This window comes from Streptococcus sp. NSSLK0004 (assembly GCF_059039125.1).
The window spans coordinates 1,329,216-1,346,747 of sequence record NZ_CM180142.1 but is presented as its reverse complement, the minus strand read 5'-3'; the positions used below and the strand labels follow the sequence as shown (position 1 = coordinate 1,346,747).

Sequence of the window (17,532 nt, the reverse complement as noted above, 5' to 3'; positions counted from 1 at the left end):
AGAGTTGTAGAAACAGCTCTTTTGTTTTTGAATTGAAAGTTATAGAATGAGGATAAATCCAATGTAAATCAATAAGATAAGAGCTCAGCTCTGCTATGAATCAAAAAAAAGAAAATGAAAAGGAAATAGTATGTCATTACAAGAAGAAATTAAGAAACGCCGCACCTTTGCGATTATCTCTCACCCGGACGCGGGTAAAACAACCATTACCGAGCAGTTGCTCTATTTTGGTGGAGAAATTCGTGAGGCGGGGACAGTAAAGGGGAAAAAGACTGGTAATTTTGCCAAGTCTGACTGGATGGATATTGAGAAGCAGCGTGGTATCTCAGTCACTTCATCTGTCATGCAGTTTGACTATGCAGGCAAACGTGTCAATATCCTAGATACACCAGGGCACGAGGACTTCTCAGAAGATACTTATCGGACCTTGATGGCGGTGGATGCGGCTGTCATGGTGGTGGATTCAGCCAAAGGTATCGAGGCTCAGACCAAAAAGCTTTTTGAAGTTGTTAAGCACCGTAACATCCCCGTTTTTACCTTTATCAACAAGTTGGACCGTGATGGTCGTGAACCCCTTGACTTGCTTCAAGAGTTGGAAGAAGTCTTAGGTATTGCTAGCTACCCGATGAACTGGCCGATTGGTATGGGGAAATCCTTCGAGGGACTCTATGACCTTTACAATCAACGCTTGGAACTCTACCGTGGTGATGAGCGATTCGCAAGTTTGGACGAGGGTGACAAGCTCTTTGGCTCCAACCCTTTTTACGCACAGGTCTTGGATGATATTGAACTTTTGGCGGAAGCTGGGAATGAATTTTCAGAACAGGCGATTTTGGACGGCGATTTGACACCTGTTTTCTTTGGCTCTGCCCTAACAAATTTTGGTGTCCAGACCTTCCTGGATACCTTCTTGGAGTTTGCTCCAGAGCCACATGGTCACAAGACGATAACTGGCGATGTGATTGATCCACTTGACAAAGATTTTTCAGGCTTTGTCTTCAAAATTCAAGCCAACATGGACCCGCGTCACCGCGACCGTATTGCTTTTGTCCGTGTGGTTTCAGGTGAATTTGAACGCGGCATGGCGGTTAATCTGCCTCGTACAGGCAAGGGAGCCAAGTTGTCCAACGTGACGCAGTTCATGGCAGAATCTCGTGAGAATGTGGAAAATGCAGTAGCGGGGGACATTATCGGGGTTTACGATACAGGAACCTATCAGGTAGGAGATACCTTGACCGTAGGCAAGAACAAGTTTGAGTTCGAACCGCTACCGACCTTTACGCCTGAAATTTTCATGAAAGTTTCTGCTAAAAACGTCATGAAACAAAAATCCTTCCACAAGGGAATCGAGCAACTGGTGCAAGAAGGAGCTATCCAGCTCTACAAGAACTACCAGACTGGCGAGTATATGCTGGGGGCTGTTGGTCAGCTCCAGTTTGAAGTCTTCAAACACCGCATGGAAGGTGAGTACAATGCTGAAGTGGTCATGACCCCAATGGGTAAAAAGACAGTCCGTTGGATCAAGCCAGAAGACCTGGATGAACGGATGTCCTCAAGCCGTAACATCTTGGCTAAAGACCGCTTTGACCAACCCGTCTTCCTCTTTGAAAACGACTTTGCCCTCCGCTGGTTTGCGGACAAATATCCGGATGTGGCGCTGGAAGAGAAGATGTAGCAACAGTCCGGGGGAGTGTTGTTAGTTGGAGATGAGAGCCGACGGGAGTCGGCTTACCAATGACTAAGGTCCAGTGGACCTTTTCTAGTTGGAAATAGAAACTGACGCCAGTCAGTTTACAGCTGTTCAGCTTTGAAAATCAAGTTAAAACTTCGTTAAGTTGCTTCGATGAACCTCTAGTTCAATCTTCATCTAACCCAATTAACTCTATAATAAGTCAGGCAAGTCCTGGCTTTTTTTAATTTTGTTATCATTGCAAAAAAAAGTATTATTATAATATACTATAGTTATATAAATGGAAATGGATTGGAGGTCTTATCCCATGTTTTACTACCTTAGAAAGTGTAAGTCGGAGGTGCTGGCCTATGTCTTGGTAGCTTTTGTCTATGCTCTGATTTTGGCAGCGACAGGTTTTGTTTATGCTAGGGTTTCAGAGGCGGCTCTGTCCGGTGACCAAAAGGCATTTGTGACCAGTTCACTCATAGCGGTGGGCTTTTTCATTTGCGATACCTACTTTGACTACCTGCCTCGTTATCTCAAGGCCAAGTTGGTTAATCGTGTCATGGAAAGGACTCGCAATCAGCTGGTAGCTGTCTACGCAGCTGGCGATGATTCAGGAAATGATGACAAAAAGAGTGCTGACAAGATTCACATTTTGGTCAACCACATGGATGTCTTGGAAAATGGTTATCTAACACCGCTCTTGTCCATGTTGACCAGTCTTCTTGTCTTTACCTTTTCACTAATTGGTGCCCTTTATTTGCAAGGGACCATGACGCTGATTATGCTGGCTTTGTGCTTCATTCCTTTCCTAGCACCCCTGATCAATAATCGTATCCTTGCTCATGCCACTCAAGATACTCAGTCGGAGAAGAATGCCTACCTCAAGCTCTTTAGTGAGTTTGTTCATTCTCTGACCTTTATCCGAATCAGTACCATAACGCCAATTTTTGAAGAGAAACTCCAAGCATCCAGTCAGGAATATGCTAGGCGAGCCAACCATTTTTCCAAAAAACAATCCCAGACCTACGCCGTGTCCTATGGTTTGAGCAGTGTGGTCTATTCGGGTGCTTGGATTATTGGCGGAATTTTTGTCTTTCAAGGCCTGTTGAAGATTTCAGACCTGATTGCCATGACCACCCTCATGGGAACGGTGGCGGGGCCTATCCAAACCATGTCTGGACTGGTGACGAATTACCTGGCCAGTCGGACTGTTGTGGCGGATTTGACGGCGATTTTGCAGGGGCAATGCCAGGAAAATGAAGCCCAGGAAGAACTGACTGAAACCATTGATAGCATCAGCTTGGAAACGATTACCTATGAGCAGAACAATCATCGTTTGTTTGACAGGTTTTCCTATCGTTTTCTTGCCAATAGAAAATATGCTATTCTAGGCAAGAGTGGTAGTGGCAAGACGACCTTGCTCCGTCTGCTACTGGGTGTTCAGAAAGCAGATGAGGGACGGGTCTTGGTCAACCAGACCAATCTTGCGGACCTAGAACAGACCTCGGTTTTTGGAAAAATCTATTATCTTCCTCAAAAAACGGCTATTTTCTCAGCTAGTATTGGGGAAAATCTGAGCCTATTTGGCCCTTTGGATCAGGCCAAGGCCCTAGTTTGCTTGAGCAGGGTTGGTCTGCTAGACTGGTTTGAGCGCCAGGAAAATGGTTTCGACACCCTGCTATCCTCTGCCCAGCAATTATCGGGAGGTGAGGAACGGCGGTTTGATATAGCTAGAGCCCTCTATCGTGATGCGGAAGTCTTGTTATTTGATGAGCCAACGACGGGCTTAGATGCTAGAAACGAGGACTTGGTTGCGGAGACCTTGTCCAAGATTGAGGATAAGTTAGTCATCGTCGTCACCCATTCGCAAAATGAAGAATTTCTAGGCTTGTTTGATGAGAGGCTTGTATTATAGGCTAGTTTTTACTTTGTTTCCTGCAAATTTTTCGATACAATAGTAGAAAATTAGAAAAGGAGTTATCAAATGGGCTTATTTTCAGGTTTAATGGGCAATGCTTCCCAAAAGGACAATGATAAGGTAGAACAAGAGTTGTCGGATATTTTGCTAGACACCGAACGAGTAGAAATGGCCTTCAGTCTGGTACGCGACTTGATTGTTTTCACAGAGCACCGCTTGATTTTGGTGGACAAGCAGGGAATGTCGGGTAAGAAGGTTTCGTATAAGTCTATTCCTTACCGTTCCATTTCACGATTTACAGTAGAAACCTCCGGTCATTTTGATATGGATGCTGAACTGAAGATTTGGATTTCTTCTGCGGCAGAACCAGCAGAAACCTTGCAATTCAAGAGTGACAAGAGTGTTATCGCCATTCAAAAAGCCTTGGCCTCTGCAGTTTTGGCAAAATAATTTAATCATAAAATATATTTTTATAAGGAGTAGAAAGTGTATCCGCTTTCTACTTTTTTTGATATACTAAATATAGACCACAAGAGTAGAGGTTTATATGTCACGCAATAGATTGAAAGATTGTTTGCTGATTGTTTTGGGTGGGATCTTGTATGCTCTTGTCTTGAATATGCTCATCATCCCGCATGAATTTGGAGAGGGTGGTATTACAGGAGTGACGCTACTCTTGTATTGCACGACAGGGATTGAAGCAGGGCTTTCAAGTTTTATTCTAAATGGATTATTGATTTTATTAGCCTATCGTTATCTGAATAAGATAACTGTGTTTTACACATTTTTGGCGGTTGGTGTCATGTCTGGGACCATGTATCTGACTAGCTTTTTACAAGCCCAGTGGCTACCTCTGATTCCCTCAGCGATAGTAGCGGGACTAATAACTGGTTTGTCCATGGCACTTGTTATTCATGGAAATGGCTCCACAGCAGGCAGTGACATCATTGCCCTGCTGTGCAACAAGTATTTCAACTGGAAGATTTCTAGGGTTATTTTGATATTCGATATTCTTGTAGTGACCCCTCTCGCTGTCAAAATTGGTTGGGTCAAATTTCTTTGGACCTTAGTTATGGTCTTTCTGATCAGTAAAAGTTTAGAGTGGTTTTTAGCTAAATGGAAATAGGATAGAACCTGTATTCATCAGTCAGTACTGGACGGTGAGTATAGGTTTTATTTTTTGAATTGGCTTCTTTCCAGATTTTTTTATTTTTTGGCTTGACACTGTATCGTTTGTATTATACAATTAATACATCAAAACAAAGATACAAAAAAGGAGACTTGTATGAATAGAGAGAATGTCTTGTTGCGGATTGAGGGGATGAGTAAGGTCTATGGTCAGCAGGCGGCGGTGGATCAGGTATCTTTCGCCATCCAGCGTGGAGAGATTTGTGGCTTGGTTGGACAAAATGGTGCAGGAAAAACAACTCTGATTCGAATCTTGTCAGGGCTGATTTTTCCCTCGGCTGGTCAACTGGTCTTTCCAAAACCAGTTAAGATGGGGGCTATTATTGAGTCGCCTACTCTGTATCCCAACATGTCTGCCTGTGACAATCTCATGTATGCAGCTCTGCAATTATCCCTAGAAAATCCCAAGGAGCGTATCCAACAGGTGCTGGACTTGGTGGGTCTGGGGGATGTGGATCGGAAGAAGAAGGTCAAAAATTTTTCGCTTGGGATGCGGCAGCGGATGTCCATTGCCTTGGCGATTATTGATTTTCCAGAATTTTTGATTTTGGATGAGCCAATCAATGGTTTGGATCCATCTGGGATTAAGGAGGTGCGGGACATTATCTTGCGCTTGCGGGATGAGTATGGGATGACGGTCTTGATTTCTAGTCATATCTTGTCGGAGTTGGAGTTGTTGGCGGATCGTTTTGTCATCATGCACAAGGGGAAGGTTATTCGTGATCTGACCAGGGCTGATTTGGCAGCGGTTGTGGCTAGAAAGCTCTATCTGGATACGGCGGACAATGCTCGTGTGAAGGCTTATTTGGAAGAAAAAGGTGTTGAAGTCGGTTTGGAAGAATCAGGTTTGGTTCTGAACGCGGAACTGCATGTTCAGTCGGTTATTAATCTGGTTGGTCAATCAGGGGTTGAAATTATGGAGATTTACCGTCAGGGTCAGCATTTGGAAGAGTATTATTTGAGCTTGTTGAACTAGGAGGAAATGGAAAATGAATTTGGTGAAAGCGGACTGGTATCGTATTCGTAAGGAAAAATTGTCCTTGGTTAGTCTGGCAATCTTGATTGTCCTCAGTCTGATTTTGGCTTATAGCAGTAGTCAGGAACTGACTGCTGTTGGGGCTGAGGATATTCTGTCTAACTGGACAAACTTGTTGCCACTCTTTTTCGTGGCCCCAGCCAAGATTTTCTTTGGGGAGGATTTCCAGTTTCGGACAGTTAATAATAGTCTGGTGCGTACTCAGAACCGTTTGAAGATTTTTACTCACAAGTGGTTGTCTAGTGTAGGGCTTTGCGTCTTCTATGTCTTGTTTGCCTATATGCTGACTGGTTTTGCTCGTCAGATGATGAATGGGGCAGCAGATTATGGAGTTCTTTTGGAAGGTTTTGTCTATCAGTTGCCCTTTTATATCGTAATTGCTAGTTTTTGTACAATCTTGTTTGTCATTTTCCCAAAAATCTACCAGGCTTACATGGTCTATATCTTGATTGCCTTCTTGTTTGATCAACTATTCATGATGGCGACAGGTATTCTTCTTAAAACGGATTTTTTTGCGGACTTTATGATGTTTTCACAATTATCAGTTGCGGCTGACTTGGAGAACTTGCTCTCTTGGCCGTCAATCTTGGCACGGATCTTTAGTTTGGGCTACTTCATCTGCGGTGCTCTGCTATTTTACAAAAAGGAATTGAAGTAAAATCAAGCAATCTCGAAAGGGGTTGCTTTTTTATGAAAACGCATTATTTTGATTTTCAAGGTAAAAGCCAACCTTTACGCCTAGAATGTGTTATACTAGGTAAGTTGCAAGTCTGATACTGGTTAGTTCGCTGCCAGTGGAAATAATTGTTACAAAAAAGTTAGATAAGGTAGCTTCGCACTGCCTTGTAAAAGAAAGGAAATGCGTTAGGAAACTAGTTCGGAAAGAGTACTCGAACCCGTGCTAAAAACTTCGTGAAAAAGATAGACTTCCTAGTGTGTTGTCACACTGCGTCAGTCTCCTATTTTCACCTTGTTTTCTTAACGCACTTGGTATCATAATTGAAATTTACTGATTTAAATTTGTCAGAAGACATTTTGCTTGCCGTTGAGAAGGCAGGTTTTGAAACGCCATCACCAATCCAAGAGCAGACCATTCCACTTGCTCTGGAAGGAAAAGATGTGATTGGTCAAGCCCAAACGGGAACAGGGAAAACCGCAGCCTTTGGCTTGCCAACCCTCAACAAAATTGACATCAACAATCAAGCGGTTCAAGCCTTGATTATTGCACCAACACGTGAGTTGGCGGTGCAGAGTCAGGAAGAGCTCTTCCGATTTGGTCGTGAAAAAGGAGTGAAAGTTCGTTCGGTTTACGGTGGCTCTAGTATTGAGAAGCAAATCAAGGCCCTTCGCTCAGGTGCCCATATTGTTGTTGGTACACCGGGTCGTTTACTTGACTTAATTAAACGCAAGGCCCTCAAACTCGACGGCGTTGAAACCTTGATTCTTGATGAAGCAGATGAAATGCTTAACATGGGCTTCCTTGATGATATTGAAGCTATCATCAAGCGTGTACCAGAAAGTCGCCAGACCCTACTCTTCTCAGCAACCATGCCAGATCCAATCAAACGCATCGGTGTCCAATTTATGAAAGAGCCTGAACACGTGCAGATTGCGGCTAAGGAATTGACAACTGAGCTAGTGGATCAATACTACATCCGTGTCAAAGAAAATGAAAAATTTGATACTATGACACGTTTGATGGATGTGGACCAGCCAGAATTATCTATCGTTTTCGGTCGTACAAAACGCCGTGTCGATGAATTGACTCGTGGTTTGAAACTTCGTGGCTTCCGTGCAGAAGGTATTCACGGTGATTTAGATCAGAACAAGCGACTTCGTGTCATACGTGATTTTAAAAACGATCAGATTGATGTCCTTGTTGCGACAGATGTTGCGGCGCGTGGTTTGGATATTTCAGGTGTAACGCATGTCTATAACTACGATATTCCACAGGACCCAGAAAGCTACGTTCACCGGATTGGGCGTACAGGTCGTGCAGGTCAATCAGGTCAGTCAATCACTTTTGTTTCACCAAATGAAATGGGTTATTTGGCTATCATTGAAGATTTGACCAAGAAACGCATGAAAGGTATGAAGCCTGCAACTGCTCAAGAAGCGTTTGAGGCCAAGAAAAAAGTTGCTTTGAAGAAGATTGAGCGTGAAATGGCTGACGAAACAATCCGTAGCAATTTTGATAAATTCAAGAAGGATGCAGTCAAGTTGGCAGCTGAATTTACACCTGAGGAGTTAGCACTTTACGTACTCAGCCTGACTGTACAAGATCCAGATAGCTTGCCAGAGGTGGAGATTGCGCGTGAAAAACCACTGCCATTCAAGTTTGCACCTGGTCAAGCCAAGGGTAAAGGTGGACGTGGTGGTCGCGATCGTGACCGTGGTGGTCGTCGTGATGGTGGCCGGAATCGTGATCGTGGAGGACGTCGTAATGACCGCAACCGTCGCGATGATAAGTTCAAGCGTGACAACCGCCGTCAAGACAATAAAAAACCACACCAACGCACTTCAAGCGAAAAGAAAACAGGATTTGTTATTCGTAATAAGGGTGAGAGATAAGAAGACTGCATTCTAAACCGCTTCATAATTGGAGCGGTTTTTGTTATACTAGAAGTAGCAAAATAGGAGGTAAGACCATGGGCATTTTGACAATGGACTCAGCCTTTGTATTCTAAAAAAATAATACAAAGGAGAACATCATGATTACTTACAAACAGAATCCTCAACTTGATTTTCAAGCTGTCTTAGAACTCTATAGTTCTGTCGGTTGGACAGGCTATACAGATCGTCCCGATATGCTGAGAAAATCACTAGTCAATAGTCTATTAATCATTTCCGCTTTTGACCGAGATGAGCTTGTTGGTCTCATTAGAGTAGTTGGGGACGGTGCTTCTATTCTATTTATCCAAGACATTTTGGTTCACCCAGATTACCAGAGACAAGGGATTGGAAGAAAGCTAACGGAAATGGCCTTGGCAGAATTTCCAGACTTTTACCAAATACATCTCCTGACAGGGCGTGAGGAAAAGACCATGAACTTCTACAGAAGTCTGGGCTTTACAGCAGTCGAGGAGATCGATTGTGTCGCTTACACCTATTTAGGAAAATAAGAGCAAAGTTGAAATGCAGAGGCTGGTGACCAGCCTCTTGCTTTGAGCAGATGATTTGAATTTCAAATAAAAAAGAGTAGAATATAATTATTAATAATTAGTGGTAAAGGAGAACTGCTATGGCTACTGTATTAATTGTCAAAGCCCATCCCCTTGATTCTCAAAAATCCTATGCCTTACGAGCTTTGGAAGAGTTTCAAGTACGCTACGCCAGTTTGCATCCTGAAGATAGGATCGAAATAATAGATGTCTTTGAGGACCAGATTCCAGCCTTGGACAAGCCCTTATTTGAAGCCATGGTTGCAGTTAAAAAAGGAGAAGAAGTCAGTCCAGAACAAGAAGTGCGCTTGGACCGCTACAAAGCTTTGACCCAGCAATTTCTTGCAGCTGACAAGATTGTTATCGTCAATCCTCTCTGGAACCTCAATGTACCAAGTCAATTGGTTTCTTGGGTCAATACTATTAACGTAGCAGGTGTGACCTTTAAGTACGGACTAGAAGGCTCTATCGGCTTGGTCAAAGATAAAAAGCTTTTGCATATTCAGTCCAATGGTGGTGTTTACGCAGGTCAGGACCCCGCTGCTCAATACATCAAGTCTATCTTTGAATTTCTTGGTTTTGAAGATATTCATCAAGTTTTTATTGAAGGGCAATCAGCGGATCCAAGTCAGGCACAAGCAATCTTTGAGCAGGCTATGAACAAGATTGAGACGATTTTGGAAATCTTTTAATAAGTGTCTAGAACTTCTCTCACTTTATGAAAATACAGGATAGTTTTTTGTGGACAAGTTCTTAAGTTTGAAAGCTAGGAAGAATAAAGGCTTCGCATTCGTACTTTTCAACTATCCCAAAAAGCAACAGTTCTGATGACAAATTTTATGAAATAATTTTTAAAAAATGCATGTAGTTTGAAAATAGTTACATGCATTTTCTTTATGATTGGAGGCAATATGTTTATGCTCCTTGACGAACAAGGCTATTTTAGTTACAATAAATAGGAAATAACAAATATGGGGATGTTATGTACAAGAAGAAAAGAAAGTCTGTTGTTGGTTCACTGATTGTGCTTGCTTTACTTATTGGGAATCAAGCAACGGTTAGTATTTGGGCTCAAGAACAGGTAGAAGAAACGAATAACACTAGTCAGTTTGAGACTGGCACCCAAACAGATCCGTCACTTTCAGAAGATCTAGTTGAAAATAGTCAAAGTAATACAGCTACTACGGAAGACTTGTCAGGTTCTGGCCCCAGTTCGGTTGCCACAACAAGCTCGGACTCAAGTCAACATTCAGTAGCTACAACAAGCTCACTAGACGATTCAAGTGAAACACTACCACTACCGTCTTCAACAGAAGAGGAGGCGACACAAACCTCCCTTGGTTCAGAAAGAGAAAATGCACAGTTGACTGGTACTCTCTTTCGCTTATATCATGCAGGATTGAAAGTCCATCTTTACACTTTGGATGCTAATGAATATAAGGTTCTAGGTCAAAGAGGATGGAATCAAGAAGGACTTGCCTGGCAGGTGGATTCTAAGAATGGAGATGCTGTCTATCGACTCTATCATTCAGGCCTGAAGGTTCATTTATATACTAAGGATGTCAATGAGTATCGAACTCTAGGTGCAAGGGGATGGACTCAGGAAGGGGTTGCTTTTCGTTCATACGGAACCTTACCTATCTACCGTCTTTATCATAATGGCTTAAAACGCCATCTGTATACCAAAGATATCAATGAGTATCAGGTACTAGGAAGAAGAGGATGGAATCAAGAAGGAGTGGCTTTTTATGGTTTAGGTAGTTCAACAGGAGCTGTGACAACGATTCCTTCCTCAAGTACGAAACCAAGCAGTAGTACTCTTCCTTCCTCATGTACGAAACCAGGCAGTAGTACTCTTCCTTCCTCAAGTACGAAACCAGGCAGTAGTACTCTTCCTTCCTCAAGTACGAAACCAGGTAGTAGTACTCTTCCTTCTTCAAGTACGAAGTCAAGCAGTAGCACTCTTCCTTCTTCAAGTACGAAGCCGAGTACTACCCAACCTTCGACAAGCCAGAAAAAGCCAATTTCTGTCGGCTATTCCTATCATACAGAAGACTTTCAGTCAGTCTTTTCAACTTCATCAGGTATGGTGAACCACCAATATGGGATTACTGACTTAGGAGAAGGGAAAAAGTTGACAGCGCCAACAGTTTCTGGTTATAAGGTCAAGTCTGTGAAGTTGGAGATTAGGAGTAGTCAAACTTGGACGACAGTAAAGGATATTTCATCTGCTTTAGGTGGAAAGGCTGAAGTGACCTATCAGCAACTTGCCTCCAATCCATTAAAGAACAGCACAGAGTATTATCAATGGACAGTCGTCTACAGCAAGGATACGACTTCATCGTCGAGTAGCACCTCTTCTTCAAGTACTACCTCTTCCTCATCGACCCAGCAGCCTAAAAACAAGGTTGAAAAAACGCAACGAGTTGAGACGATTCCGTACACAACTCAACGTATTGCAGATGCGACGCTTTGGGAAGATAGTCAAGAAGTGGTTCAAACCAAAGGGAAGAATGGTAGTAAGACGATAGAAGTGACAACTATCACTGATGCTGTAACAGGTAAGGTCACAAAAACTGAAAAAGTCTTGTCTGAGGTCAAACCGACTATAGAAGTAATTCGTTATGGAACCAAAAAGGTAACTACTACAACTAGCACAACGAAGACAGTTTCCCTTCCATATAGCAGTCAACAGATAACAGACCCTAATTTAGAACTTGGTAAGACAGAGACACGAACAAAAGGTGTAAATGGTGTTCGGACAGTACGTGTTATCACAGTGACCAACCACCGAACCGGCCAAATCTCCACAAGGGAAGAAGTGGTTTCAGAAACCAAGCCGACTACAGAAGTCATTGCGGTTGGTTCTAAGCCAGTCAGCCTGCTCGACAAGAAGACACTGACGCTGGATGAGTTCATGAGCCTCACAGAGGAACAGCAGGACGCCTTCATCGCTAAGGGCGGGGAGGTGCCGGGCACGACTATCCGAACTGGAGCGACCAAGGACACTCTTGAGAAGGTGGAGCAGCTAATTAACCTCGACAAGCTAAATGCTGAGTTCGTTCGACTGCTTAACGAAGCCCGTGCGGCAGAAGGTCTCTCTCCTGTATCCTACGCAGGTAGGAACTCTGTAGCCCAAGCTGCAGCAACTCAGCGTGCTAACGAGATGGCTGACCACGGTAGCTTGAGCTATCAAGGGGTACCAGATGGGGCTCACAAGCGTCCAGATGGCTCTCACTGGACAACCGTTTATACTGCTGCTCAAAGTGCGCAGCAAAGTTGGCGCGGCGAGAATGCACTGCAAATGGGCTCAGCTCTTAGCGCGTACAGCGCCATCGACGAGAGCCGCATCGCCAACAGCCTTTTCAACGAGTGGATGAACTCCGCTGGCCACAAGGCTGTCATGATGAAGAACCTGAACAACCTCCAGGTGGCAGTAGGGGTCGGACTTAGTGACAAAGCTATCGAGGCCACCTTTAACCAGGGTGTGACTGTAGCCATGCTTGAGCTTGTTCAGCCACGATAATCGTTTTGGAATGTTCATAAAAACTAAAAAAAGCTGGTTCCTAAGAACCAGCTTTTTGCTTGTCATTTTCGACTGCCAACGAATAGTGTTTGCTGACCTCAGTATAATAGCTGACCACTAGACCTGATAAGCTTCCCAAAAAGAGAATGCCATAGATAGCTAATACGATGCTAATAATCCGTCCAAAAGCAGTAGTCACTAGCATATCTCCATAGCCAACAGTTGTTGCTGTTACAAAGCTGTACCAGAGGCTATCGCCATAGTTAGTGAATTCAGGCTCCAACCAGAGTAGTAAACCAGCTGCTAGGAAGATGAAGCTGACAAAGGATGTAAGGAAGGTTGAAAAACCAGTCACTTTTAGGATATGCCAGAGGATTCTCAGGCGATGGATTTGTTTTTTATTTTGTGTCATGTTCTCTTCTTTCTGCGATATAATCTAATTTACTCTGTCGATTGCGTTTTTTAAATAATGCTTCTGCCGACATGGCTTCCTGCTTACTAGCAAAGCCCTCTTGATAGAGCAGGCTGACGGGCAAGCGTCCGCGGGTGTACTTGGCTCCTTTCCCACGATTATGGGTGGCAAGCCGTTTCTCCACATCAGTCGTATAGCCGGTATAAAGACTTCCATCGGCACATTCCAGGACATAAAAATAGGCCTTATTTTCCATAATAAATCTCATGAATAGCAGGTGTATAGTCGCCATTTTCCTCGTGGACAACCAGAGGTGGCAGGATGTGTAGACCGTCCATTGAGCCGTCTTTGATAGCCTCAATCAGCAACATATTAGCCTCCTTGCTAGCCTTGGGATAGACAAATTGGATGCGTTTGGGAGCTAATTTGTAGGTTCTTAGTGTGTCCAAAATATCTAAAAATCGGTCAGGTCTGTGAACCATAGCTAAGCGACCATTAGACTTGAGCACCTGTTGAGCTACCTGGCAGATACTGTCTAGGTTGGTCGCAATCTCGTGTCTGGCTAGAAGATAATGCTCGCTTTCATTTAGATTAGATGTTTCGTCCACCTTGAAGTAAGGAGGATTGCAGAGCATCAAATCAACCTTGGACCGCAAACCATGTTGCGGCAAATTAGCCAAATCATCATTAATAACTGAAACCTGTTCCTCCAGTCCATTGAGAGTAATGGAACGGCGGTTCATATCTGCCAAGCGCTCCTGTAACTCGACCTGAATAATCTGAGACTTGGTGCGAGTTGAGGCAAAGAGGCCCACCGCTCCATTTCCACTACAAAGGTCAACAATCAGCCCTTTTTGGGTAGGCATTTTTGGAAAGCGTGAGAGGAGGACACTGTCGATAGAATAGCTAAAGACCTCACGGTTTTGAATAATCTGAACATCGGTTGAAAAAAGTTGGTCAATCCGTTCACCAATAAGTAATTCTATTTTTCGCATAAGAATAGTATAGCATAGCTTGGTTTAAACAGATACCATTTAACATATTTTAAAGTGGCTTATTTTAGGAAAATATCAGGTTGTTGATATTTATCAGATTATGATATACTATGATGAAGTTAATAGATAGTAATTGAAATGCTTAGGTAGGAAAGTTTATGCATATATATTTAAAAAATGAAATTGATTTAGATGGACAGTTGGAAGTGATAGATCAGGCCTTTCCAGTAGAAGTTAAGAAAAAGGAAGGCAAAGTCTATCTCATTTACAAGAATGATGAGAATGAAAAAGTAGTTATCAAGTGCGATGACAATGAGCTAGTCATGACACGTTTTTCTACTCCAAAATCAATAATGAGATTTGTGAACAATCAAGAAGCGATTGTGACCATTCCTACTCCTATGGGAATTCAGCATTTTGTGACACAAACTAGCTTATATAAACTAGATGTTGACAAACAAGAATTGCTGCTTCATTATGATTTGAAAGGACTTGAAAACCAGCAAAAGTTTGCTAGCTATAAGATGAGCATTGGTTGGAAATGAAAAACGTTTTCATAAAAATTATTATTTGAAATCCCTCAAAAATTTGTTATAATAGAACACAAATCGAGGGAGTAGCTAGCGGGTTATCCGTGATATTGTCGTCAATCCGAAATCGTTTCCGGCAATATATTAAATAGCGAGACTTGTTTTAGAACCTGTCTTCGCAAGTAAGGTATTTTTAGGTAAGAGCTAGTTTTTTGTCTATCAAGGCAGTTTTTTGAAGGAATACTGACTGTATTTCGAAAAAAACTAACGATGAGTGACGGAAAACTAGCCTTAGCTGGAAGTGCCGAGCTGTGAAGAGAAGTTCTCATTAAACAGGTCTCTTTTTTATTTATTAGGTAAAAAAGGGACCGAAAAGGAGAAGGAAATTGTCAAAAGAACAAAAACGCGATTTGTTTTATACACAAAGCGAAGAGCAAGTATTGTCAAGCATGGAGTCTTCTTTAGACGGTTTGTCTAGCAGTGAAGCGAGCAAGCGTCTAGCGGACTATGGTCGGAATGAATTGGATGAGGGTGAGAAGCGCACACTCTTGGCTAAATTCTTGGATCAGTTTAAAGACTTGATGATTATCATCTTGATTGCAGCAGCTATCTTGACGGTGATTACAGAAGGTTCTCGTGGTTTGACGGATGCGATCATCATCTTAGCTGTTGTTATCTTAAACGCTGCCTTTGGTGTTTATCAAGAAGGGCAAGCAGAAGCAGCTATTGAGGCACTTAAGAATATGTCCAGCCCAGTTGCCCGTGTTCGTCGTGATGGCCATGTGGTAGAGGTGGACTCAAAAGACTTAGTGCCAGGGGACATCGTTCTTCTGGAAGCAGGTGATGTTGTTCCTGCTGATATGCGCTTGTTAGAGGCTAACTCCCTCAAAATCGAAGAGGCAGCTCTTACAGGTGAGTCTGTACCAGTTGATAAAGACTTGTCAGCAGTTTTGGCTGAAGATGCACCAATTGGTGACCGTGTCAACATGGCCTACCAAAACTCAAACGTTACCTATGGCCGTGGTTTGGGAGTTGTAACCAATACAGGTATGTACACGGAGGTTGGCCACATCGCGGGCATGCTTGCCAATGCAGATGAAACGGATACACCTTTGAAACAGAACTTGCACCAATTGTCTAAGGTTTTGACCTACGCAGTTTTGGTGATTGCTGTTATCACGATGGCTGTTTCAGTCTTTGTACGTGGTGAGGGTATCTTGCCAGCTCTTATGACTTCTGTTGCCCTTGCGGTTGCAGCCATTCCTGAGGGCTTGCCAGCTATCGTTACAGTTGTGCTTTCGCTTGGTACACAGGTCTTGGCTAAGCGTAACTCTATTATCCGTAAATTGCCAGCCGTTGAAACACTTGGATCAACTGAAATCATCGCATCAGATAAGACTGGTACCTTGACCATGAACCAGATGACTGTTGAGAAGGTTTATACAAATGGTCAACTGTTGGACGCCAAAGAAGCCTTTGATGCGACTAATTCAACACTTCGTGTTATGAACTTTGCCAATGATACCAAGGTGGATCCTTCAGGTAAATTGATTGGTGATCCAACTGAGACAGCACTTGTTCAATTTGGTTTAGATCAAAACTTTGATGTTCGTGAAGTCTTGGTTTCTGAACCTCGTGTGGCAGAATTGCCATTTGATTCAACACGTAAGTTGATGTCAACAGTTCACCAACAAGCTGCTGGGAATTTCTTCGTAGCTGTTAAAGGGGCTCCAGACCAGTTGCTCAAACGTGTAACGCAAATCGAAGAAAACGGAACAATCCGTCCGATTACAGATGCAGATAAAGCAGCCATTCTTGCTACTAACAAAGAGTTGGCTAAACAAGCGCTTCGAGTCTTGATGATGGCATACAAGTATGTAGATGCTGTGCCTGCAATGGAATCTGACATTGTTGAAAACGACCTTGTCTTCTCAGGTTTGGTTGGTATGATTGACCCTGAGCGTCCTGAAGCAGCTGAAGCGGTTCGTGTTGCGAAGGAAGCTGGTATCCGTCCAATCATGATTACGGGTGACCACCAAGATACAGCGGAAGCCATTGCCAAACGTCTTGGTATCATCGATCCAAACGATACAGAAGACCATGTATTTACAGGTGCAGAACTCAACGAATTGACGGATGAAGAGTTCCAGAAAGTCTTCAAACAATATTCTGTATACGCTCGTGTATCTCCAGAACATAAGGTTCGTATCGTTAAGGCTTGGCAAAATGATGGTAAGGTTGTTGCCATGACTGGTGACGGTGTTAACGATGCACCATCACTGAAGACAGCCGACATCGGTATCGGTATGGGTATCACAGGTACGGAAGTGTCTAAAGGTGCCTCTGATATGGTCCTTGCTGATGATAACTTTGCGACCATTATCGTTGCGGTTGAAGAAGGACGTAAAGTCTTCTCAAACATTCAGAAAACAATCCAGTATCTCTTGTCAGCTAATACTGCTGAAGTATTGTGTATCTTCCTTGCAACCCTCTTTGGTTGGGATGTATTGGAGCCGGTTCACCTTCTTTGGATTAACTTGGTAACAGATACGCTTCCTGCTATTGCTCTTGGTGTTGAGCCTGCTGAGCCAGGTGTGATGCAACACAAACCTCGTGGACGTAACTCAAGCTTCTTCTCAGGTGGTGTATTGAGTTCTATCGTTTACCAAGGTATCCTTCAAACCGCTCTTGTTTTGGGTGTTTATGGCTTTGCCCTTCTTTATCCAGAGCATGCGGGTGATGATCACGCTATCCACGCAGATGCTCTTACTATGTCTTACTTGACGCTTGGTTTGATCCAATTGGTACATGCCTTCAACGTGAAGTCTGTTTACCAATCAATCTTTACCGTAGGACCATTCAAGAATAAACTCTTTAACTGGTCAATCGTGGCTGCCTTCTTGCTCTTGATGGCAACCTTGGTAATTCCAGGATTTAATACCTTCTTCAAGGTTTCAATCTTGACACCAACTCAATGGTTGGTAGCTATTATTGGTTCAGGGCTCATGGTTGTCATAGTTGAAATTGTTAAAGCTGTTCAACGTGCAATGGGATTGGATGACAAAGCTATTTAATCATTCAAAAACAC

At 43.1% G+C, this 17,532-nt stretch carries 15 protein-coding genes; 12 read left to right on the top strand and 3 right to left on the bottom strand.

What is annotated here, in order from left to right:
* The first annotated feature begins 130 nt into the window (after positions 1 to 130).
* The 10 genes from AC4CS8_RS06845 to AC4CS8_RS06800 all read left to right on the top strand — a co-directional run bounded on the left by AC4CS8_RS06845 (position 131) and on the right by AC4CS8_RS06800 (position 12,507).
* Positions 131 to 1,675 (top strand): peptide chain release factor 3, encoded by a 1,545-nt coding sequence (locus AC4CS8_RS06845; RefSeq protein ID WP_493892524.1) that lies wholly within the window; start codon positions 131 to 133, stop codon positions 1,673 to 1,675.
* A 322-nt stretch (positions 1,676 to 1,997) separates the two neighbouring features.
* Positions 1,998 to 3,593 (top strand): ATP-binding cassette domain-containing protein, encoded by a 1,596-nt coding sequence (locus tag AC4CS8_RS06840; protein WP_493892523.1) that lies wholly within the window; start codon positions 1,998 to 2,000, stop codon positions 3,591 to 3,593.
* 69 nt (positions 3,594 to 3,662) lie between these two features.
* The gene (locus AC4CS8_RS06835; RefSeq protein WP_493892522.1) at positions 3,663 to 4,046 is read left to right on the top strand and encodes a PH domain-containing protein; all 384 of its coding nucleotides are present in this window, start codon (positions 3,663 to 3,665) and stop codon (positions 4,044 to 4,046) included.
* Positions 4,047 to 4,143: 97 nt separating this feature from the next.
* Positions 4,144 to 4,722 carry a YitT family protein gene (locus AC4CS8_RS06830; RefSeq protein WP_493892521.1) on the top strand — a complete coding sequence of 193 codons (579 nt, stop codon included), beginning with the start codon at positions 4,144 to 4,146 and terminating at the stop codon, positions 4,720 to 4,722.
* Between the two features lie 159 nt (positions 4,723 to 4,881).
* Positions 4,882 to 5,760: an ATP-binding cassette domain-containing protein gene (locus AC4CS8_RS06825; RefSeq protein WP_493892520.1), complete on the top strand. Its 879-nt coding sequence runs from the start codon at positions 4,882 to 4,884 to the stop codon at positions 5,758 to 5,760.
* 13 nt (positions 5,761 to 5,773) lie between these two features.
* Positions 5,774 to 6,478, top strand: a complete 705-nt coding sequence (locus AC4CS8_RS06820; protein WP_493892519.1) for a hypothetical protein — start codon at positions 5,774 to 5,776, stop codon at positions 6,476 to 6,478.
* 341 nt (positions 6,479 to 6,819) lie between these two features.
* Positions 6,820 to 8,391 carry a degradosome RNA helicase CshA gene (cshA, locus tag AC4CS8_RS06815; RefSeq protein WP_493892518.1) on the top strand — a complete coding sequence of 524 codons (1,572 nt, stop codon included), beginning with the start codon at positions 6,820 to 6,822 and terminating at the stop codon, positions 8,389 to 8,391.
* A gap of 140 nt (positions 8,392 to 8,531) precedes the next feature.
* Complete coding sequence (locus AC4CS8_RS06810) at positions 8,532 to 8,942, top strand: GNAT family N-acetyltransferase (RefSeq protein ID WP_493892517.1); 411 nt, start codon at positions 8,532 to 8,534, stop codon at positions 8,940 to 8,942.
* A 119-nt stretch (positions 8,943 to 9,061) separates the two neighbouring features.
* Complete coding sequence (locus AC4CS8_RS06805; protein ID WP_493892516.1) at positions 9,062 to 9,673, top strand: FMN-dependent NADH-azoreductase; 612 nt, start codon at positions 9,062 to 9,064, stop codon at positions 9,671 to 9,673.
* Positions 9,674 to 9,963: 290 nt separating this feature from the next.
* Entirely contained in the window at positions 9,964 to 12,507 is a 2,544-nt protein-coding gene (locus tag AC4CS8_RS06800) for a G5 domain-containing protein (protein ID WP_493892515.1), read from the top strand.
* 40 nt (positions 12,508 to 12,547) lie between these two features.
* Here AC4CS8_RS06800 and AC4CS8_RS06795 read toward each other — a convergent pair whose 3' ends face one another.
* The 3 genes from AC4CS8_RS06795 to AC4CS8_RS06785 are packed head-to-tail and all read right to left on the bottom strand — an operon-like array spanning position 12,548 to position 13,914.
* Positions 12,548 to 12,919 (bottom strand): potassium channel family protein, encoded by a 372-nt coding sequence (locus AC4CS8_RS06795; protein WP_493892514.1) that lies wholly within the window; start codon positions 12,917 to 12,919, stop codon positions 12,548 to 12,550.
* A complete protein-coding gene (locus AC4CS8_RS06790) occupies positions 12,906 to 13,175 on the bottom strand; it encodes a GIY-YIG nuclease family protein (RefSeq protein WP_493893875.1) in 270 nt (89 codons plus the stop codon). The genes AC4CS8_RS06795 and AC4CS8_RS06790 overlap by 14 nt, the downstream gene beginning before the upstream one ends.
* A complete protein-coding gene (locus AC4CS8_RS06785) occupies positions 13,165 to 13,914 on the bottom strand; it encodes a tRNA1(Val) (adenine(37)-N6)-methyltransferase (protein ID WP_493892513.1) in 750 nt (249 codons plus the stop codon). Before AC4CS8_RS06785 ends, AC4CS8_RS06790 begins: the two co-directional genes overlap by 11 nt.
* A 158-nt stretch (positions 13,915 to 14,072) precedes the next feature.
* On the opposite strand from AC4CS8_RS06785, the gene AC4CS8_RS06780 reads away from it, so the two are divergent.
* Both AC4CS8_RS06780 and AC4CS8_RS06775 read left to right on the top strand, forming a co-directional pair.
* Positions 14,073 to 14,459, top strand: coding sequence for a YwiB family protein (locus tag AC4CS8_RS06780; protein ID WP_493892512.1), 387 nt, complete (start codon positions 14,073 to 14,075; stop codon positions 14,457 to 14,459).
* A 371-nt stretch (positions 14,460 to 14,830) separates the two neighbouring features.
* A complete protein-coding gene (locus tag AC4CS8_RS06775; RefSeq protein ID WP_493892511.1) occupies positions 14,831 to 17,518 on the top strand; it encodes a cation-translocating P-type ATPase in 2,688 nt (895 codons plus the stop codon).
* Positions 17,519 to 17,532: the final 14 nt, after the last annotated feature.